This is a genomic window from Neobacillus canaveralius (assembly GCF_047237705.1).
GTDB lineage: Bacteria > Bacillota > Bacilli > Bacillales > Cytobacillaceae > Neobacillus > Neobacillus niacini_K.
Genome location: NZ_JBDFLL010000001.1, coordinates 5,042,738 through 5,062,709, shown reverse-complemented (window position 1 = coordinate 5,062,709; position 19,972 = coordinate 5,042,738). Strand labels below are relative to the sequence as shown.

Annotated in this window: 20 protein-coding genes; 17 read left to right on the top strand and 3 right to left on the bottom strand. The window is 39.3% G+C overall.

Going from position 1 to position 19,972, the window contains the following annotated elements:
* Positions 1 to 9 precede the first annotated feature (9 nt).
* Entirely contained in the window at positions 10 to 618 is a 609-nt protein-coding gene (locus ABC255_RS24840; RefSeq protein WP_412997659.1) for a methyltransferase, read from the top strand.
* A gap of 34 nt (positions 619 to 652) precedes the next feature.
* Here the strand turns inward: ABC255_RS24840 and ABC255_RS24835 are convergent, their stop codons facing one another.
* Positions 653 to 1,717, bottom strand: a complete 1,065-nt coding sequence (locus ABC255_RS24835) for a UvrB/UvrC motif-containing protein (RefSeq protein ID WP_412997657.1) — start codon at positions 1,715 to 1,717, stop codon at positions 653 to 655.
* Positions 1,718 to 2,270: 553 nt separating this feature from the next.
* Here ABC255_RS24835 and desA point away from each other — a divergent pair.
* The 12 genes from desA (at position 2,271) to ABC255_RS24775 (ending at position 14,241) form a co-directional block, all read left to right on the top strand.
* On the top strand, positions 2,271 to 3,302 hold the full coding sequence (gene desA / locus ABC255_RS24830) for a Delta(5) desaturase DesA (RefSeq protein ID WP_412997655.1): 1,032 nt from the start codon (positions 2,271 to 2,273) through the stop codon (positions 3,300 to 3,302).
* 144 nt (positions 3,303 to 3,446) lie between these two features.
* Entirely contained in the window at positions 3,447 to 4,580 is a 1,134-nt protein-coding gene (locus tag ABC255_RS24825; RefSeq protein ID WP_412997653.1) for a sensor histidine kinase, read from the top strand.
* Between the two features lie 2 nt (positions 4,581 to 4,582).
* Complete coding sequence (locus ABC255_RS24820) at positions 4,583 to 5,182, top strand: response regulator transcription factor (RefSeq protein ID WP_306077233.1); 600 nt, start codon at positions 4,583 to 4,585, stop codon at positions 5,180 to 5,182.
* 103 nt (positions 5,183 to 5,285) lie between these two features.
* On the top strand, positions 5,286 to 6,899 hold the full coding sequence (locus tag ABC255_RS24815) for an acyl-CoA dehydrogenase family protein (RefSeq protein ID WP_412997651.1): 1,614 nt from the start codon (positions 5,286 to 5,288) through the stop codon (positions 6,897 to 6,899).
* 124 nt (positions 6,900 to 7,023) lie between these two features.
* Positions 7,024 to 7,788: a MerR family transcriptional regulator gene (locus tag ABC255_RS24810; RefSeq protein WP_412997649.1), complete on the top strand. Its 765-nt coding sequence runs from the start codon at positions 7,024 to 7,026 to the stop codon at positions 7,786 to 7,788.
* Positions 7,789 to 7,965: 177 nt separating this feature from the next.
* Positions 7,966 to 9,228 carry a diguanylate cyclase gene (locus ABC255_RS24805; RefSeq protein WP_412997647.1) on the top strand — a complete coding sequence of 421 codons (1,263 nt, stop codon included), beginning with the start codon at positions 7,966 to 7,968 and terminating at the stop codon, positions 9,226 to 9,228.
* Between the two features lie 127 nt (positions 9,229 to 9,355).
* Positions 9,356 to 10,459 (top strand): MFS transporter, encoded by a 1,104-nt coding sequence (locus ABC255_RS24800; RefSeq protein ID WP_412997645.1) that lies wholly within the window; start codon positions 9,356 to 9,358, stop codon positions 10,457 to 10,459.
* Positions 10,460 to 12,622, top strand: a complete 2,163-nt coding sequence (gene fdhF / locus ABC255_RS24795; RefSeq protein WP_412997643.1) for a formate dehydrogenase subunit alpha — start codon at positions 10,460 to 10,462, stop codon at positions 12,620 to 12,622.
* Complete coding sequence (locus ABC255_RS24790) at positions 12,615 to 13,184, top strand: 4Fe-4S dicluster domain-containing protein (protein ID WP_335529863.1); 570 nt, start codon at positions 12,615 to 12,617, stop codon at positions 13,182 to 13,184. The genes fdhF and ABC255_RS24790 overlap by 8 nt, the downstream gene beginning before the upstream one ends.
* Positions 13,181 to 13,684, top strand: a complete 504-nt coding sequence (locus ABC255_RS24785) for a QcrA and Rieske domain-containing protein (RefSeq protein WP_335529865.1) — start codon at positions 13,181 to 13,183, stop codon at positions 13,682 to 13,684. Before ABC255_RS24790 ends, ABC255_RS24785 begins: the two co-directional genes overlap by 4 nt.
* Before the next feature lie 12 nt (positions 13,685 to 13,696).
* Complete coding sequence (locus ABC255_RS24780) at positions 13,697 to 13,891, top strand: hypothetical protein (protein WP_412997641.1); 195 nt, start codon at positions 13,697 to 13,699, stop codon at positions 13,889 to 13,891.
* Between the two features lie 14 nt (positions 13,892 to 13,905).
* On the top strand, positions 13,906 to 14,241 hold the full coding sequence (locus tag ABC255_RS24775) for a globin domain-containing protein (RefSeq protein ID WP_412997639.1): 336 nt from the start codon (positions 13,906 to 13,908) through the stop codon (positions 14,239 to 14,241).
* A gap of 43 nt (positions 14,242 to 14,284) precedes the next feature.
* Here ABC255_RS24775 and ABC255_RS24770 read toward each other — a convergent pair whose 3' ends face one another.
* Together ABC255_RS24770 and ABC255_RS24765 are read right to left on the bottom strand one after the other, a co-directional pair.
* A complete protein-coding gene (locus ABC255_RS24770; protein ID WP_412997638.1) occupies positions 14,285 to 15,022 on the bottom strand; it encodes an Mrp/NBP35 family ATP-binding protein in 738 nt (245 codons plus the stop codon).
* Positions 15,023 to 15,039: 17 nt separating this feature from the next.
* The gene (locus ABC255_RS24765; RefSeq protein ID WP_412997636.1) at positions 15,040 to 15,417 is read right to left on the bottom strand and encodes a hypothetical protein; all 378 of its coding nucleotides are present in this window, start codon (positions 15,415 to 15,417) and stop codon (positions 15,040 to 15,042) included.
* Positions 15,418 to 15,654: 237 nt separating this feature from the next.
* On the opposite strand from ABC255_RS24765, the gene argC reads away from it, so the two are divergent.
* The 4 genes from argC to argD are packed head-to-tail and all read left to right on the top strand — an operon-like array spanning position 15,655 to position 19,971.
* Positions 15,655 to 16,692, top strand: coding sequence for an N-acetyl-gamma-glutamyl-phosphate reductase (gene argC, locus ABC255_RS24760; RefSeq protein WP_412997634.1), 1,038 nt, complete (start codon positions 15,655 to 15,657; stop codon positions 16,690 to 16,692).
* Between the two features lie 43 nt (positions 16,693 to 16,735).
* Positions 16,736 to 17,962: a bifunctional ornithine acetyltransferase/N-acetylglutamate synthase gene (gene argJ / locus ABC255_RS24755; RefSeq protein WP_412998630.1), complete on the top strand. Its 1,227-nt coding sequence runs from the start codon at positions 16,736 to 16,738 to the stop codon at positions 17,960 to 17,962.
* A gap of 15 nt (positions 17,963 to 17,977) precedes the next feature.
* A complete protein-coding gene (gene argB, locus ABC255_RS24750) occupies positions 17,978 to 18,772 on the top strand; it encodes an acetylglutamate kinase (protein WP_412997632.1) in 795 nt (264 codons plus the stop codon).
* Positions 18,772 to 19,971 (top strand): acetylornithine transaminase, encoded by a 1,200-nt coding sequence (gene argD, locus ABC255_RS24745; protein WP_412997630.1) that lies wholly within the window; start codon positions 18,772 to 18,774, stop codon positions 19,969 to 19,971. Before argB ends, argD begins: the two co-directional genes overlap by 1 nt.
* The last annotated feature ends 1 nt before the right edge of the window (position 19,972 follow it).

Sequence of the window (19,972 nt, the reverse complement as noted above, 5' to 3'; positions counted from 1 at the left end):
AGAAAGTGAATGAAAGAATCGAATTACGATGTACTGTTGAATATCGAAACGGAAGGAAATCAAAGGGGATATAACAAATCCTTCCATTATCACAGATACGAGCCAACTCCCTATCACGCACTTGAAAGATTATTCGCAGAATATGGATTAACTAGCAGCGATCATATCGTTGATTTTGGCTGTGGAAAAGGACGACTCAATTTCTTTATTCATTATCTGTTTCATGCTTCGGTAACAGGGGTTGAGATGAACGAAAAGCTATACGATGAAGCGATGGAGAACAAAGCGAATTATTTATTAAAAGCGAAGGAAAATAAAGGTGAGATTCAATTTCAATGCTGCCTGGCAGAAAAATATGAAATAAATCCACTTGATAACACTTTTTATTTTTTCAACCCATTTACAATACCGATTTTTTGGAAAATCATAAATAATATTTTGGTTTCGGTAGAAAAATACAAACGCGAAGTAGACGTGATTTTATATTATCCATCTGAGGATTATATCTACTATTTAGAAAACAATACTTTATTTGAATTAATAAAAGAAATTCAACTTCCTGGTTTATATGAGAATAACGCAAATGAGCGATTTTTAATTTACCGCTTGGCATATTAAATGGCCCTCGCAGTCTAATGGAGACAATCGAAGGCTATTTTGTGATCGTTTGTTTTTTATATATTAATTTCGTAACTGCATTTTCAATGTTCTTATCGTTTTGGTTTCGAATCCATTTATCCGGAATCGTCTTATAGCGGCAATGGCTGCTATTTAGATAGTTATAAATAATTTGAGCTTCATCGATCTCATCTCTCTTTATAAGGCTGCCAGCAGGTAAAGTAGTACCATTAAAGGTTTTGGTGATGAGGCTGCTAAGTTGATTAATCTCCAAATTATCAATAGTAACTATTTTACTGAAAAGAATCTCGTTGCGTTTAATGAGAAAAAGTTTGAAGGTTTCCTTGCTTAAATTTTCTAGGACCACAAGATTTTTATTTTCCCCGGTAAACTCGATGACCTTTTCTTTTCGAAGGAGAAACTGAATGGCATCAATCCTATCTCTATACTGTGCTGCTGTCTCAAAATCAAAATCGACGGCGGCCTTATCCATTTCCTGCTTCATATCATTAAGGACCTTCTCATTTTTACCATTAAGTAAAGCAATGATATCTTTGAGTATGGCATGGTATTCCTGTAAAGCTGGTCCTCCGCCGCACATCCCGATGCACAACCCAATGGAATGATTCAAGCACAGCGAATTCTGCCTCTTAGGGTTGCTGCATAGAATTTTATAGGCTTCCTTGATGCCGATTATCGCAGTTTCGACTCTAGCTTTACTGGGAAATGGTCCAAAATAAAGTCTGCCATCCTGTTCATCTCGATGGTTTGTGATCTCAATATCCGGATATTTTCTATCCTTATCAATCACAACGTAGGTGTAGGATTGGGGACTTTTCATCATTTTATTGAATAGCGGTTTTATCTCTCGAATTAATTTACATTCCAGCATAAACGCTTCAAATTCGGTATCGGTTAACAAAATATCAAAATCTCGAATATTGCTGACAAGCTTAATAATCTTTTGCGGATGTGCCTTTGATTGTTGGAAATAGGATTGAACACGTCTTTTAAGATTTTTTGCCTTGCCAATATAAATAATGGAGCCGCGGGAATCCTTCATTAAATAGACCCCAGGGGTCGAGGGAAGATTCTTCACCTTTTCTTTTATAAAAATAAAACTCTCCCCCTTTTCCCATTTTTCTTCATTTTATCATAAATCGGAGTGGGGTTATGTTAAAAGAATAGCAGCTACCATAATCCTAATTAATGGAATTACTGGATATTTTACACTTTAAAAAAGTGAAATTTTTAAAAGTAAGGGTTAATAATGCGCTTGAAAGTAAAAAATAAAAGTGCCCAAAAGGGAGGAGAGGCTCGAAGTCGAGCTTCTCCTCTCTTCGTGTAATAGGGGGAATATGACATTTATCATATTTGGCACATGACAGCTATATCTACAAAATGGTGTTTTACTGAGGCTATAATTTTGATAACAAATAGGCTGTGTTAAAGGTAATTGTTGAGTTTTGCACCCTGTTGATTTACGCGGAAGGCACGAAGACTCCTGCGGGAGGACGGGGCAGGGGAGACCCCGCAGACGCTTTAGCGGCGAGGAGGCTCCCCGTACCGCCCGCGGAAAGCGAAGTGCCTGGAGTGTAAATCAACAGGCCCGGTTAACACAGCCAACAATTAAAAGGAAGGGAATAAAAGTTATGATTGAACAAAACCAAAAGAATTTACGAAAGCAAGTTGCACCTTTTGAAAAATCCAATCTACGAGCAAGCATTTGGCAGATATTCAATACCTTGGTACCTTTCATATTATTGTGGATTCTTGCCTATCAAAGTCTAAATATATCTTACATACTTACATTGGGTATTTCAGTACTTGCAGCAGGATTTTTGGTGAGAACATTTATTATTTTCCATGATTGCTGCCATCACTCCTTTTTTAAAAATCGGAAGGCAAACATGATCCTTGGAACGATTACCGGAATATTGACCGTTTTTCCCTATCATCAATGGCAGCACGATCATTCTGTTCACCATGCTACCAGCAGCAACTTGGATAAGCGGGGAACAGGAGATATCTGGGTGCTGACGGTGGATGAATACTTAGCTGCCTCAACCTGGGGAAGATTAAAATACCGGTTATATCGGAATCCACTTGTTATGTTTGGACTCGGTCCGATTTACGTATTCCTGCTTAAAAACCGCTTTAATCGAAAAGGCGCCCGCTTGAATGAACGTATGAATACCTATATAACCAATGCAGGAATTGCTGCTTTGATAGCGATACTTTGCTTAACAATTGGGTGGGAGCCATTTCTATTAGTCCAAGCTCCAATCTTTCTAATATCAGGATCGCTGGGAATATGGCTATTTTATGTGCAGCATACTTTTGAGGATTCCTATTTTGAGGAAGATCAGCATTGGGAATATGTAAAAGCAGCTGTTGAGGGCAGTTCCTTTTATAAGCTTCCAAAAATTTTACAATGGCTGACGGGGAATATTGGTTACCACCATGTTCACCATTTAAGCCCGAGAGTTCCTAATTATAAGCTTGAAGAGGCACATAATAACGCATTGCCATTGCAAAGTGTTCCAACCATCACGTTAGCAACCAGCTTAAGTTCACTCAAATTTCGACTGTGGGATGAGCAGGGGAAAAAGTTTGTCGGCTTTAGAGAGGTTAAGGTCCTATTAAAAAAACAGAAAGAGTTTCTTCGACCGGAGAAAGCTTAATTTCGGCAAGCCCAAATAGGGGCTTGTCGTTTTTACTGTTCTAAATGGAGGTATTGGCCGAATAAATAGTAGTAAATGAAGATAGAGGGGAATTGTGGTAAAATTAAGGTGATTACTATTAAAAAATGAAAATGAGGTTCCTTCATGTTAAAGAGGTATATGACATTCCAGAAAAATAGCGGTATATCACCTTATATATGGACAATTCTTTGTATATTGCCATTTTATTTTATTTTTCAAACAGCCTCACCTATTAAAATCATCATTGGGATTATCCTTACCATTCTCTTTTTCATTTTCTACCGGATTGCATTCATTTCGAAAGGATGGCCGGTTTATCTCTGGACCTTTATCCTAATTGGTATTTCGATTACATCCACGAGCCTTTTCAGCTATGTGTATTTTGCTTTTTTTCTCTCATATTTTATCGGGAATATCAAAGACCGTGTCACGTTTCTAACCTTATATTTTATTCATTTGATTAGCACATCCGCTTCTATTAACTTCAGTATTGTACAAATGGATGAACTTTTTCTTAAGCAATTGCCTTTTGTTATCATCATTTGGATAAGCGTCATTTTGCTTCCATTTAATATTCATAACAAGAAAGAAATGGGGCAGCTTGAAGAGAAATTGGAGGATGCCAATAAGCGGATTTCAGAGCTTGTTAAGCTCGAGGAACGCCAGAGAATAGCCCGAGACCTTCACGATACATTAGGGCAAAAGCTCTCACTCATTGGTTTGAAGAGTGATTTAGCGAGGAGATTAATTACAAAAGATCCGGATAAGGCACGTAATGAGTTAAAGGACGTGCAGCAAACCGCAAGAACGGCGTTAAGTGAAGTCAGAAAAATGGTATCTTCGATGCGGGGAATCCGATTAAAGGATGAAATTGTCCGGGTGAAACAAATCCTGAAGGCTGCCGAAATAACCTTCGAGGGAAACCAGGAGATTTCCATAAAAAATGTTCCCTTATTGACTGAAAACATACTTAGCATGTGCTTAAAAGAGGCAGTAAACAATGTAGTCAAACATAGTGGTGCCACCTCTTGCTCCATATCATTTGTACAATCATGGAAGGAAATGGTGATGACCATCCATGATAATGGTGTGTTTAAAAGCGAAGGAGACAAAGACACAAGGGGAAGCGGTCTTTTAGGAATGAAAGAACGCCTTGAATTTATTAATGGCAGCTTAGAACTTCAAACAATAGAAGGCACAACCTTAGTTATCAGAGTGCCTAATGACGTAAAGCCGTCTGATAGGGAGGAGGCGTAAAAATGATTAGAATTGTACTAGCGGAAGACCAGCAAATGCTTTTGGGCGCCTTCGGTTCGCTTCTTAATTTGGAAGAGGACATGGAAGTGGTGGGCAAGGCTTCAAATGGGGAAGAAGCCGTAGCTTTGGTACGAAAACATCAGCCTGATATATGTATAATGGACATTGAAATGCCAGGGAAAACAGGACTGGAAGCGGCAGAAGAGATAAAAGGATTAAACTGCAAAGTAATCATTCTAACCACCTTTGCCCGGACTGGCTATTTCCAGCGTGCGCTAAAAGCAGGAGTAAGAGGCTATTTGTTAAAGGATAGTCCAAGCGAAGAGCTGGCAAGCTCCATCCGTCGTGTTATGGAGGGAAAACGGATTTACGCACCGGAGCTAATGGATGATGTCTACTCCGAAGAAAATCCACTAACAGATCGTGAAAAAGAAGTATTAGAGCTCGTCGCAGATGGCAAAAATACACAAGAAATCGCAGAACAACTGAGCATCAAAACAGGAACCGTCCGCAACTACATCTCAACCATCCTAGACAAACTGGACGTCAAAAACCGAATCGAAGCCATCAAACAATCCAAAGAAAAAGGCTGGTTCAAATAAGCCCGGTAAATGGAAACAGGAGGAGAATCCTGTTTCTTTTTATTGGAGCACTCGTGTTATAATTAGACTGAAAATTAAGGTTATTAAAAGAGGTGAGCTTAGGATGAGTTTGACTTCGGATGAAACGGAAACAAGGGGAAAGAATACGTATAGTTTTGATGAGTTTGTCTCTAGACGTGAGGATCTGGATTGGTATAGGGATGAACCTTTTTTGCAAAAGGCTGTGAAGAAATTTACTGGTGCTCAGTTTGAACAGGTTAACGAGAAGATCCTCGCTTTTTCAACAAGGGTGTCTTCGAAATGGAATACATTAGCTGAACGAAATGCGAGACCAGAGGTTCGGCCATACATGCTTCATTATGATGCTTTTAATCATCGAATTGACCGAATTGTGCGGCCGTATGAGGTACATCAGTTAGAGAACGAAGTATTTGGCGAAGGGGTATTTTCGAGTAAAATGCCGCCATGGGAAAGCTTTGTGAAAAGAATGCTGACACACCAAATTGGTGAAGGCGGCGTAACATGCCCACTAACTTGTACACATGGATTAATTGCACTACTAGAGCAATTCCCCAATCATGAAATAGCTGAACTCCAAGACATTTTACTACATACTAAAGAAGGCCTAAACGGCGAATTTGCGATTGGGGCGCAGTTTATGACGGAAATTCAAGGCGGCTCTGATTTGCCTGCAAATGTTCTTGAAGCTGTACCTGATGGTAAAAACTATCGGCTATATGGAAATAAGTTTTTCTGTTCTGCAGCTCATGCTGATTATTCCGTTGTTACCGCAAAAATATCCGGTTCAAATAAGGTATCTACGTTTATTGTTCCTGCATGGCTACCCGGCGATAAGGAGAAGGAAAAACGAAATGGATATCAAATCAATCGGATAAAATGGAAACTTGGCACGGCTGAATTGCCAACAGCTGAAATTGAATATAACGGAGCACTTGCTTATCCGATTGGTCCTAAGGATAAAGGTATTGCCGTCGCGGTGGGAATTGTTCTTACCTTATCGAGGCTGGAGATTGGGATGGCATGTGCAGGTTTTATGCTTAGGGCTTCAAGGGAGGCGAATCTTTATAGTGACTTCCGTACAGTCTTTGGTAAAAAGGTTAAAGATTATCCATTAGCTGCTAGCAAACTACGAAAAATTGAAAACGCTGCCAAACGAACAACTGCAGGGGCTTTTAAAATTTATGAACTTTTCTTACGATTGGAGAAACCTTTAAATCCAGGGATTAATTCTGACCATCCTATTGAAGTGCGAAAGCAGCTATTCAACTTACGAGAACTTGTCTTACTTCAAAAAATATGTGCGACAAATGAGGGAGCCGACGTGCTTCGAGAAGCGATATCAGTATTTGCTGGTCACGGAGTAATGGAGGAGTTCTCCGCACTGCCAAGAATTTTCCGTGATGTTGTCGTTAATGAACAATGGGAAGGCCCGCGTAATCTGCTTCTCACCCAAATTTATCGGGACCTTCAGAGAGTTGCAGACTGGTATTCACCATCTGATTTTGTTCGTAATGTATTAGTAGGTGCGCAGCATGAAACGATTGAGCCATTCTCTGATCAACTGGCGGATTTACTCCAAAGACCAGTCCTAGGAGAAGTAAGTGAGGCTTCAATGAAAGCCGCTGAGGAATGGGATACTTTTTGTGATTCCTTCTTCAAAGCATATCAAGAAGTTGCTCTAGCAGAAATCGAATAACACGTTTGGCCAGCCAGTGTCTTCCACCCAATGGCTGGCTTTATTTTTTTGAAAAATAGGCAACCTAAGGTATTGACCTTAACGCTGCGTAAAGGTGTATTGTTATTTATGAGGAGATGATCACATGGAATATACAATACAAAAACTAGCTAGTCTCGCAGGTGTCAGCACTCGAACACTCAGATATTATGATGAAATTGGAATTCTTAAGCCGGCAAGAATCAATTCATCAGGATATCGGATCTATGGACAGGAGGAAGTAAATCGACTTCAGCAAATCCTATTCTATAGAGAGCTAGGAGTGGGTTTAGACAGCATTAAGGAGATTGTAACAGCACCTTCCTTTGATGGGGCTAAAGCACTGCGCGAGCATCGTGAAAAACTCCTCGAAAAAAGAGAACAACTAGATTTATTAATCAACAATGTCGATAAAACCATAGCACTTACCGAGGGGAGAATAACCATGTCAAATAAAGAAAAATTTGAAGGCTTTAAGAGAGGGATGGTTGAAGATAACGAGGAAAAGTATGGCAAGGAAATCCGTGATAAGTACGGCAAGGAAAGTGTAGAGGCTTCAAATGCAAAAGTAATGAACATGACAGAGGAGCAATATCAAGAGGTAACCGCATTGGCTGAACAAATCTACACTACTCTAGCTGAAGCATTTAAAACAGGAGACCCTGCAGGTGAATCAGCGCAAGAAGCAGCACATCTCCACAAGAAATGGCTAACCTATTATTGGAAAGAATACAGCAAGGAAGCCCATGCAGGACTAGCTCAAATGTATGTGGATGATGAAAGATTTTCAGCTTACTATGACAAAGAACAACCGGGTACAGCAAAGTTCTTAAGAGATGCGATTCATATCTACACAGGTCAAAAAAACTAATAGTCAATGCTCACCCAATAATTGTTCTGGGTGAGCTTTTTATATTTTAAAAGTAAAGAGTGTAGAATAAAGTAAAGTTTATATAAGAATTTCCATGGAAAGGCGAAAATTATGGTTGAAAAATACAGTTTAGAGATTTTGGATAGGCCCGATCTATTTTATCAGCTGATTAATAATATGACTGATTTAGTGTTTTTGACAAAAGTAAATCCTGATAAATCATTAAGCTACGTTATTTTAAATAAACCAGCTAAAGACCTTTACGGATTAACAAATGAATCCTTTGGCAAGCCGATTCAAGAGGTTCTTCCAAAAAATGCTTACCACATTGTCAGGAGCAAATACGAAGAAGCAATGGAGAATAAAAAGCCGATTAAATACGAAGATATGGTTACTGTTTCACACCTTCCTCAAAGCAGTAATAAAGAAGTAATATATTGGGAATCGACGATAACTCCTGTATTTAATCAAGACGGTGAGTGTACCCATTTGCTAGCCATTGTTCGTAATCTAACAGAACAAAGGGAGAAAGAAAATGAAATACAAAGAATTAAAGACCGATTGGAGCTCGTTTGGAATAGCGTGGCGGATGCCATGTTTACATTTGATAAAAATCAAAATATTGTATCAGTTAATAGATCCTTTGAAAAATTACTAGGGTGGACGGCAGAAGACCTGATAAAGGATAAGTCTATCATTTTTGTCCCTGAAGGGGAGAAAGAAGACCTAAGTAAAATCATTGAAAGAGTAAAAAACGGTGAGACAGTTACTAATCATGAGGTAAAACGGATAACAAAGAGTGGAGGAATCATTTATTTTCTTGGCTCGTTTTCGCCTCTTTATAATCAGAATGGTGATTGGGATGGAGGTGTAGTCGCATATAAAGACATTACAGAAAGAAAGAAATATGAAGATATGTTAAAACAATTAGCTCTTCATGATCCATTGACGGGTCTTCCCAATAGAACTTACTTTTCACAATGTCTAAAAATAGAGATGGACAAAGCAAAATGCTCGAAAACGTTGCTTTCAGTATTTGTACTTGATATCGATCACTTTAAAAACATTAATGATACATATGGGCATGACATTGGTGATGAAGTATTGAAGGAATTTGTCGAGCGCGTCAAAAGTGCATTAAGAAAAAATGATATCATGGCAAGAATAGGAGGAGATGAATTCGTCATTCTTGTACCCGATTTGAAAGAAAAGACAAATGTGATTGAAATAGCGGAAAGAATCAAGCAGTGCCTCAGTAGTGTATGGCAAGTAGGTATGACCAGATTACAAATTACTTCAAGTATTGGTATTGCTTTCTACGATTATCCGTTTAACCTAGATGATAAGGTATTATTTAAAAACGCTGACCTAGCTTTATACGAGGTCAAGGTAGAAGGAAGAAATAATTATAAAATCTATGAAGACATCGAAACCGGCTGATTTATAACTATGCCGGTTTTTTGTATGCCCGAAAGGATTACACCTGCATATTTCTGCTAAATTACTGGGAATTTTTTAATAGTGCCTTGGTATACTAAACGAGACAAAGAGTAAAGGAGTTTAGCATATGAACTTTTATCCATATGAAGATGATTCACTGCTTTTTTCAAAAAAATCAGCACGAAATGTATTCATCGTGTTAGTGATTGTATTCTTTTCAGTTTATATTGGATCAGAACAATTTGGTTATTTCGATATGGCCTTATACGGGTATTTATGGGCAACTATTTTGTGTTTTGTTCTATTAACCATAAGAATCACTTCATGGACACTAAGGCCGCCAACGAGAAGGCTGTGGAAGCAGGGCATTAAAATGATGTTTAGTGCCAAGGGTTTAGCCTTTGTCTTAAAAACTCTCTATACCAATATTGGAGAGCAAAAGTTTATTAGAAAAAGATCGATGTACCGCTGGGCTCAGCACATGTTTATTTCTTGGGGAGTCTTGTTTTCTTTTGCTATCACTTTTGCCCTTGTTCTAAATTGGCTCCACTTTGAATTGGTGGAGCCCAAAACATATGCAGCGATTGTCTTTGGAATTCCCTTTTTCCGAATGGGCGTAGATTCACCACTAGCGATTGCGATTTATCACGGATTAAATTGGACAGGAATTGCAACCATAATCGGGTGTGGAATGGCCTTGTATCGAAGAGTTACCGATGAAAAAAAGCTGGTGGAGCAATCAAAGGAATACGATTTCTTTCCACTGTTTCTACTAATTGCAATATCTATTACAGGTTCATTATTAACCGTGTCTGCGCTATGGATGGAAGGGGCTTTTTATTTAGGGATTGGTCTTGCCCATCAAGTAACCGTCATAATTTTTCTGCTTTACTTTCCTTTCAGTAAGTTTTGGCATCTACCACTTAGATTTTTAGCTGTAATAGTTCCGATGTATCATTCTATGGCTGAACAAAAGCCTTGCGCGCGGTGTGGACGTGAATATGCAACTGCAACCCAAATAAAAGATGTTCAATTAGCTTTAGAAAAAAGGCATTTGTCTGTACCCATTGAACATACGAACTTACATTTCTCTGATATGTGTGCCGAATGCCGGAGGGTTAGTCACCGATTAGGCGGCTATGGAGCAAAAATTGAGCTGGGTCAGGCCCATTTAATATTAGAACCAACTGGCAGAAATGGACTGCAGCTGAAGAAGGGAGGAAAACAGTAGATGGGTCATGCTCAAAATAAAGATTATTCGCAAAGAGATTACGACGCGATTTTAAGAGATGGAGAGGAACTAATTTCAACACATTGCTGTTTTTGTGGTATGCAATGCGGTATGAACATACGTGTCAAAAAAGAAGACCAATCCGTTATAGGTGTTGAGCCCCGATACGATTTTCCAATGAACGGAGGAAGGCTTTGTCCAAAAGGTGTGGCGGCTTACAGGCAGGCTGAGCACCAAGAACGGATCCTTCATCCGCTTATTCGTAAAAATGGCAAGCTGGAGCAAGCCACTTGGGATGAAGCAATGGACTTAATCGTTTCAAAAATCCAAGAAATTCAGGGGAAGCATGGAAAAGATGCTTTTGGCATTTACAGTGGATCATCGATGACCAATGAAAAGTGTTATTTAATGGGTAAATTCGCCCGGATTGGGCTGGGAACCAAAAATATCGATTATAACGGTCGTTATTGTATGTCCTCGGCATCTGTTGGTTTTAATCAAAGCTTAGGGATTGACCGAGGTGGTACGAATCCATGGTCAGACATCAAGTTTGCAGATGTTCTATTAATTGCTGGCTCAAATACAGCAGAATGCCACCCATTATCAATGCCTTATATCTGGGGAGCAAGAGACCGCGGAGCGAAATTAATTGTGGTCGATCCACGCCAGACAAAAACAGCTCTTGTTGCAGATGTTCACCTAAATATTCGCCCTGGTACAGACGTTGCGTTAGTGAATGGTTTATTACATGTCATGATTAAAGAGGATCTAATCGATCAGGATTTTATTACCAAACATACCACCGGTTTTGAGGAATTAAAGGAACTGGTCCAATCCTATAATCCAGCATATGTTTCTGAGATAACTGGAACTGCTGCTGATAAGATTATAACCGCCGCAAGGATTTTTGGTCAGGCTAAGAATGGATTTGCCATGTTTGCCCGCGGAGTAGAGCAGCATGCGACAGGTACAGATGCTGTTTCTAACTATGTGAATTTATGTTTGGTTACTGGAAAGTTTGGAAGAAAAGGTTCGGGTGTAGCTACATTCACCGGCCAAGGGAATGGGCAGGGTGGAAGAGAGCATGGTCAGAAAACCGATCAGCTCCCAGGTTTCCGAAAAATTACTGACCCGAAAGCAAGAGAATATATTGCCGGCGTTTGGGGTGTTGACGAATCAGAGATCCCAGGGCCAGGGCTATCAGCCTTTGAAATGCTTCAGTCACTAGGAAAGGAAATAAAGGGACTGCTATTGGTGTGCAGTAACCCCATTGTTTCATCTCCAACTGTGGGAGATGTCGGTGAGTATCTCAAAAGCCTTGATTTCTTTGTTTGTATGGACTTCTTTTTATCAGAGTCAGCTGAGTTGGCAGACGTTGTTCTTCCATCAACAGTATGGATTGAAGATAATGGAACGATGACAAATGTGGAAGGTCGTGTTTTACGCGTTAAAGGAGTTGATCGGACTCCTGGGGAATCAAAACGGGATTGGAAGGTGATTTGTGATATCGCCGAACGTCTTGGCAGGGGTCAGTACTTCCAATTTGATTCGCCAGAGGACATTTTCAATGAATTGCGGGTAGCAAGTAAAGGCGGTATTGCTGATTATTACGGAATCACCTATGAGAAGCTTGATAAAATGCAAGGTGTATTCTGGCCTTGTCCAACAGAGGAATCTGAGGGAAAGCCAAGATTATTTGAGGATCTAAAATTTAATTTCCCGGATGGAAAAGCAAGAATTCTAGCATTCGAATATAAAGGTCCAAATGAGAGAACAAGTAAGGATTTTCCAATTATTCTCACTACTGGACGAGTTGTGTTTCATTATCTAAGCGGGAATCAAACACGTCGAATTGATACACTCAGAAATTTTTGCCCAGATCCATATGTAGAAATTCATCCTAAACTAGCAGAAAAGTACAATATTTCTAATGGTGAAACTGTTAAAGTCTCGAGCCCAAGGGGCAGTATAGAGCTCGTAGCAAAAATAACAAAAATAACCCGTGAAGATATGGTGTTTGTACCCTATCATTGGGGCAAGTCATTGGCGATTAATCATTTAACCAATCCTGCCCTCGAACCGAAATCCAAGATTCCTGAATTCAAGGTGTGCGCAGTCAAGCTTGAAAAAATAGCTTCAAGTGCAGGTGAAATGCATGGATAAGGTTTTATATATTGATTACGAACGCTGTATAGGATGCCGTGCCTGTGTAATTGGCTGTGAGGAATGCAGCGGGCATGATCATTTATCAAGGATGTTTGTCGACGAGCTGAATCCCGGTGAAACGGTTGCGACTTCTCCCACACCATGTATGCACTGTGTGACCCCTGCATGTGCGGAATCATGTCCTGTACAAGCGATCTCTATAGCTGCAGATGGAACGGTTTTATCTGCTTCAATGGAAAAATGTATTGGCTGTAAAAACTGTACGTATGCCTGTCCGTTTGGGATACCCAAAGTGGATGATGTGAAAAAAGTCATGTATAAATGCGACATGTGTTATGACCGTACGTCTAAAGGAAGACCGCCGATGTGTGCAAGTGTCTGTCCGACTGATACGATTCGATTTGTGGATCAGGATGATATTAAAAATGACCCGCCGAAGCCTGTTCAATTTAAATGGGATTTTGGGGGTACTATCATTGAAACACGAACAGTAATTGGTTTGCCAGACACAGAAGAGCATAGATTTGGATATAGAGAAGGCGATGGTGTTCAATCATGAAGAAAATAGAAGAGTTTCTTCGTAAATTGTCTTTTAATATCAGAAGAGATCGAGAATTAGATTTGAATAGAAGGGGATTTATTGCCTCTACTTTATCACTAATGGGTGTGTTCTTTGTCAGTGCCACCCCGTTAGCGGTTTTATCTAAGAATCGAAAAGAAGAAGGGCACGAATCTGAACTGTTTATTGTTAACGAAAAAGACATTTCAGTTGGAGAGAGTGTTTCGTTTCATTATCCAGAAGAAAATGATTCAGCTATATTGGTAAGAATCTCTGAAAAGGAATACAGGGCGTATAACAATAAATGTACGCATTTAATGTGTCCTGTTTATTGGGAAAAGGATACTGGGAAGCTAACCTGCCCGTGTCATAATGGCTTTTTTAACGTAGAGGATGGTTCTGTACTAGCAGGACCGCCGCCACGACCATTACCATCCATCAAATTAAAGTTTAAGAACAAAAAAATCTATGCTGTTGGAATCACTCAGGCTCAACATTAGGAGGCGGGTACTATGAAAATGGCATGGTGGGTTTTTATGAGTCTGCTGACCGTGCAAATTATTCTTATACAATATATGGTAGAGGAATATCTAGCAGGACACTATGGAGATCTTTTTTACTATGTAGTAGCCTTAGGCTTTATGTTTATTTTGACTGTGATAACGTATCTGTTCTTTAGAAGAGTAGATAAGGTAATGGATCATTAAAGGAGGTCGGAATCTTGCAAATCAATGATGAAAAAATAACTTCTGTTGTAAAAGACTTTTTTCATAAAATACATGCGGATGAACTTATGAGCAAGTTTTTTAAGGATCACGATCAGGAGAGAATCCAGCATCACCCACAGACATTTTTAGAGCATGGGCTGGGTGAAGGGAAATATAGTAATGAACAGATTGCAAAAGCACATAAGGATATCCCTATCAACGATGAGCATTTTGAAGCAATGGTCGGTAATTTCATGGCCACACTGGACGAACATGATTTTAGTGAGGAAGACAAACAAAAAGTACATGGGATATTACACGGATACAAAGGGAATATCTTAGGAAAATAAAATGGTGGTGCCCCGTTATGTTATGCGGGACACCGCCATTATTTCAGGCAATAGAATCCTGGACTTTATCAGCTAAGTCGTTGTATTTATCAAATAGTAAGGATCCTCGTTTATATATAGAAGGCTCAAAATCATCTTCGCTAGGAGCTAATATTGGCAGCTGAGCTATGAGGTCAGTACCCAATTTTGCTGCTAATTGCTCGGAACCGCCTCTGCCAAAAAGGTAATATTTTTGGTCGAGGTCTGGCGGCTGAAAGTAAGCCATGTTTTCCACAATACCTAAGATATTATGATTGTTGATGGCAGCCATTTTACCTGCTCTTTCTGCAACATGTGAGGCTGTTGGATGTGGAGTTGTGACGACAATCTGATTGGAGCTTGGAATCAGACGATTTACATCCATCGCAACATCTCCTGTGCCGGGCGGCATATCGATCACCACATAATCCAGTGGTCCCCAAATTACTTCATTAATAAATTGGTTAATGACCTTTCCAAGCATAGGTCCGCGCCAAACTACAGGATCGTTATTTTTTACAATAAAGCCCATTGACATGATTTTAACACCATGTGATTCGACTGGAATAATCTTATTATTCATCGATTTCGGTCCGAAACTTATATTCATCATATTAGGAATACTGCTTCCGTAAATATCAAAATCAATCAGTCCAACACTTTTACCCTGTCTGCTTAAGGAAACAGCAAGATTCGCAGATACTGTAGACTTACCGACCCCGCCTTTTCCCGAGATCACCGAAATTACTTTTCCAGATAGCATACAATCACCTCTTTAGTTTATAGACAATTTTTCATCGAACTTTGAAGATACTCTATCCATGGCTCCCAATTATTAACGATATATACAGGCTCACCATTGGATAGATAACCTAAAAAACTCTTAGAGTCATCGACTATCACATCATTTCTTTCACGTAATCGAGAGATTAAGTCATGAATAATGATATATTCTTCTAATAATAATTCACTGGAGTACTCAAGCGTAACCCCGTTATGGTCGATATGGACATCGCCTAAAGTTTTATCAGAGTTCTCAAGATAAATTTCGTAATGGCCTTCAGTCCTTTTTTTTAAAAAAGGCAAGTCATACTTGGCAAGGTCAACTTCTTTATGAAATGTTAATGTGGTAGTTAACAGTCTGTATACCCCCTTCACACTCTATAACAGTATTTACCAATGCCCCTTATAAAAAACATCTTTTTGAAGGAAGTTATCACATGCATAAATTATGCATATTACTTGTATGTTCATACATCGTATTATGAAAGCGTTTCCAAAAATAACAGCAAAAAAATTCGATAAAAACTGAAAATTGAGCAATTTTCTTGTTGAATAATTATTACTAAGTATGTATAATGATTCATTATGATGGAGACTTAGGAGTTGGAATAAATGAGAGCTGCGATAATTGGTGGAACAGGATATGGAGCAATTGAGTTAATAAGGCTTATAAACAATCACCCATATTTAGAGGTTGGTTCGGTTGTTTCCAACTCTCAAGCGGGTAACAACTTTAGCGAATCCTATCCGCACCTAACTGATATTATTAATCAACCACTCGAAAGCTTTGATGTAAATAGATTATCAGAACAAAATGAACTCGTGTTTCTTGCCACTCCATCAGGCGTGAGTAGTAAATTGGTTCCACAATTGATGGAAAAAGGAATAAAAGTAATCGACCTTTCAGGAGATTTCCGGCTAAGGTCGCAAAATGAATATGAAACATGGTATAAGCATTCAGCTCCTGAGGAGGAATACTTGAACCAGGCTGTTTATGGATTAAGTGAGATTTATGCAGAAGAAATTAAAGGTGCAGCACTAATTGCTAATCCGGGCTGCTACCCAACTGCAACCAGCCTCGGTTTGCTTCCAATCTTAAAAGCAAATCTAGCTGACTCAAATTCTATTATTATTGACGCCAAATCAGGAGTTTCTGGTGCAGGCAGGGGTCTTTCTTTAACCTCACATTATGCTGAAATAAATGAAAATGTAAGAGCATATAAGCTTGGAGCTCATCAACATATACCTGAAATTGAACAAGTACTTAAAGATGAAACTGGCAGGATAGTCACCATTTCGTTTACAACACATTTGGTTCCAATGACAAGAGGAATCATGATAACAGCGTATGTAAATTTATTGGGGAAAATCTCAACGAGTGAAGTGAATGATTTATATAAACAGTTTTACGAAAGTCATCCGTTTGTCAGGATCAGGCCAGACGGAATTTATCCATCAACAAAAGAAGTAAGTGGTAGCAACTACTGTGATATCGGCTTGCACGTTGACCCACGAACCAATCGTCTAACGGTCGTTTCGGTAATTGATAATTTAGTCAAAGGTGCTGCAGGGCAAGCTATACAGAATGCAAACATAATGAATGATTGGGATGTCAGGACGGGGCTAAACAGCATACCAATGTATCCATAATAATATTTTTCGAGTTACCTAGAATAAAGGGGGAATTAATTTGTTGCCAGCAGTATCGAATAAAGAAATCGTTGTATTAGAAGAAGAAAGTGTTACCTTGCCAAAGGGCTTTAAAGCAGGTGGCATGCATTGTGGGATTAAAAGAAAACGTCTTGATCTTGGTTATATTGTTTCGGAAGTTCCAGCAACGGTTGCTGGCGTGTATACAACGAACATTTTTCAAGCGGCTCCCCTTTTAGTTACTCAAGAGAGTATTGCAAAGGAAAATAAAATTCAGGCTATCATCGTCAATTCCGGTAATGCCAACGCTTGTACCGGGGAACAGGGAATGTTAGACGCTTTTGAAATGCAAAAAGGATTTGCAAACGTACTAGGAATCGAGGAGCACCTTGTTGCAGTTACTTCTACAGGAGTTATTGGTGAACTTTTACCGATGGATAAGGTGAAAACAGGTATTGATCAAATTCTTCAAACCAAATATGCAACAGAAGAGAATTTCAAGAATGCAATCTTAACAACAGACACTTGTATCAAGCAGGTTGCTGTTCAAGTGAAAATAGATGGTAAGACCGTCAGCATCGGCGGTGCAGCTAAAGGATCTGGGATGATTCACCCTAATATGGCGACTATGCTTGGTTTTGTCACAACAGATGCCAATATTGCCCATGAGGACTTACATGCAGCATTAAAAGATATAACAAATCAAACCTTCAATATGATCACAGTTGATGGAGATACAAGTACGAATGATATGGTTTTGGTTTTGGCCAACGGGCTAGCTGGTAACGAACAGCTAACAAAAGACCATCCAGATTGGGAGCTTTTCAAATCTGGCCTAAAGCTGGTAAGTGAAGAGCTTGCAAAGAAAATTGCCAGAGATGGTGAAGGGGCAACGAAGCTCGTTGAAGTTCAAGTAAACGGGGCTTATAGTCATGAAGCTGCTAGAGCAGTAGGAAAATCAATTATTTCTTCTAATCTTGTAAAAACTGCTATCTACGGAACTGATCCGAACTGGGGAAGAATTGTAACAGCCATCGGATATTCAGGAATACCTGTTGAGCCAAATGCATTGAAAGTGGCAATCGGTCCTTACAAGGTATTTGAAAATGGCTTACCATGTCCATTCGTAGAAGAAGAAGTAAAAGAGTACTTAGAGCTGGAAACAGTTAAAATCTTTGTTGAACTAAATCAAGGTGATGAAAGTGCAACGGCTTGGGGCTGCGATTTAACTTATGATTATGTAAAAATCAATGCATCCTACCGCACGTAAGTGGAGGGACAAAAGATGAACTATATAGTCATTAAGTGTGGCGGAAGTGTGTTAGAAAATCTGCCAAAATCATTCTATGAAGATGTGATTTCCCTCCATCAAAAAGGAGAATGGACACCGATTATAGTCCATGGCGGCGGACCACTTATCAATAAATTGTTAAAAAACTTACATGTAGAAACTACCTTTGTAAATGGATTAAGGGTAACCAATCATGAGGTATTAGATATTGTAGAAATGGTGTTAAGCGGAACGGTAAATAAACAAGTAGTGCGGAACATCATTGAAGCAGGCGGAAGTTCATTTGGTGTAAGTGGAGTGGATGGAAGTTTGTTAAAAGCCATTCCGACTTCAGATGAAACTTTAGGTTTTGTAGGCGAAGTGGTTGAAGTGAATACCGCAGTCATTGAAAGTATTGTATCCCAAGGACATATACCTGTTGTTTCACCAATAGGCATTGGAGCAGATGGGCAGCGCTACAATATAAATGGAGATGTTGCAGCAAGTGCTGTAGCCAAGGCGCTTGGTGCAAATCTTTGCTTTATCAGTGATATACCTGGAATTTTAGTTGAAAATAATGGTGAAAAATCTAAATTAGATAAGGTTACCAAAGCCGAAGTGGAAGAACTGATCGAAAATAAAACGATTTACGGCGGGATGATTCCAAAGGTCAAAGCAGCAATTGATGGATTAGTTCATAAAATACCGATGGTTGGTATTATCGATGGATTTGAAAAAAGTAGCTTAGTAGAATACGTGGATGGTAAAAATATCGGAACAAAAATTGTTTTAGACGAGGAGATTGCCTAATGACCATTAATACTTCTGTTTCCCAAATTTCGCCGGTAATGGCAACCTATAGCCGCTTTCCCATTACGTTGGTAAAGGGGAAAGGAAGCTATGTATGGGATGATCAAGGAAAAAAATACTTAGATTTCACTTCAGGCATTGCAACATGTAATTTAGGGCATGTGCCGGATGTGGTGAAAGAAAAGCTTGAAGAGCAGCTTCAAAATCTTTGGCATTGTTCAAACCTTTATAACATTCCAAATCAGCAGGAACTAGCTGCTCTACTTACCGCTAATAGCTGTGGAGATCAGGTTTTCTTTTGCAATAGCGGAGCGGAAGCAAATGAGGCAGCAATCAAGCTGGCAAGAAGATACGGACAGAAAGTTAAAGAAACAGATTCATTCGGAGTTATTACCTTTCAGCAATCCTTTCATGGCAGAACATTGGCAACATTATCGGCAACAGGTCAGGAAAAAATCCAACAGGGATTTGCTCCTTTAGTAAAAGGATTTAGTTATCTGCCATTTAATGATATAGAAGCACTTGAACAAATAAAAACGCTCGAGCCTGCAGCCATCTTATTGGAACTCGTCCAGGGTGAAGGTGGAGTCATTCCAGCTAATCAGGAATGGGTAAAGAAAATTGCAGAAATCTGCGAGGAGAAAGACATCCTTCTAATGGTTGATGAAATTCAAACAGGAATTGGCAGGACCGGCACACTGTTCGCATATCAACAATACGGTATAGAGCCGGATGTTATTAGTGTGGCAAAAGGTCTAGGATCAGGTTTTCCAATTGGGGCAATCATTGCGAAAGAAAAAGCTGCAAAGGCATTCGAGCCTGGTACTCACGGAAGTACATTCGGGGGCAATCCATTAGCAACTGCAGCAGGGGTGGCAACTCTATCCCATATTATTGATAGTAATTTATTGAAGCATGTTAATGAAATTTCTGTGTACTTTGATGAACTGTTAACTAAATTTAAAGAAAAGTACACTTTTATAGAAGATATTAGAGGAAAAGGTCTCCTAAAAGGAATCGTTGTCGGAGATAAGGCTCCTCAAATTGTTAAGAAAGCAATCGAAAATCAACTGTTGATTTTAACAGCGGGGCCAAATGTTGTTAGAGTGCTTCCGCCATTAACGGTATCGAAAGAGGAAATCAACGAATTCATAGAAGCATTGGAAATAACTTTCCAAAGTATAGAGAAAGGCGAGTGAG

Coding starts and splice junctions, on each gene's coding strand:
- argD (WP_412997630.1), top strand. CDS start 18,772: ATGACCATTAATACTTCTGTTTCCCAAATTTCGCCGGTAATGGCAACC.
- ABC255_RS24785 (WP_335529865.1), top strand. CDS start 13,181: ATGAAGAAAATAGAAGAGTTTCTTCGTAAATTGTCTTTTAATATCAGA.
- ABC255_RS24815 (WP_412997651.1), top strand. CDS start 5,286: ATGAGTTTGACTTCGGATGAAACGGAAACAAGGGGAAAGAATACGTAT.
- ABC255_RS24780 (WP_412997641.1), top strand. CDS start 13,697: ATGAAAATGGCATGGTGGGTTTTTATGAGTCTGCTGACCGTGCAAATT.
- ABC255_RS24820 (WP_306077233.1), top strand. CDS start 4,583: ATGATTAGAATTGTACTAGCGGAAGACCAGCAAATGCTTTTGGGCGCC.
- argB (WP_412997632.1), top strand. CDS start 17,978: ATGAACTATATAGTCATTAAGTGTGGCGGAAGTGTGTTAGAAAATCTG.
- desA (WP_412997655.1), top strand. CDS start 2,271: ATGATTGAACAAAACCAAAAGAATTTACGAAAGCAAGTTGCACCTTTT.
- ABC255_RS24790 (WP_335529863.1), top strand. CDS start 12,615: ATGGATAAGGTTTTATATATTGATTACGAACGCTGTATAGGATGCCGT.
- ABC255_RS24800 (WP_412997645.1), top strand. CDS start 9,356: ATGAACTTTTATCCATATGAAGATGATTCACTGCTTTTTTCAAAAAAA.
- argC (WP_412997634.1), top strand. CDS start 15,655: ATGAGAGCTGCGATAATTGGTGGAACAGGATATGGAGCAATTGAGTTA.
- ABC255_RS24805 (WP_412997647.1), top strand. CDS start 7,966: ATGACTGATTTAGTGTTTTTGACAAAAGTAAATCCTGATAAATCATTA.
- ABC255_RS24825 (WP_412997653.1), top strand. CDS start 3,447: ATGTTAAAGAGGTATATGACATTCCAGAAAAATAGCGGTATATCACCT.
- ABC255_RS24840 (WP_412997659.1), top strand. CDS start 10: ATGAAAGAATCGAATTACGATGTACTGTTGAATATCGAAACGGAAGGA.
- ABC255_RS24810 (WP_412997649.1), top strand. CDS start 7,024: ATGGAATATACAATACAAAAACTAGCTAGTCTCGCAGGTGTCAGCACT.
- fdhF (WP_412997643.1), top strand. CDS start 10,460: ATGGGTCATGCTCAAAATAAAGATTATTCGCAAAGAGATTACGACGCG.
- ABC255_RS24770 (WP_412997638.1), bottom strand. CDS start 15,022: ATGCTATCTGGAAAAGTAATTTCGGTGATCTCGGGAAAAGGCGGGGTC.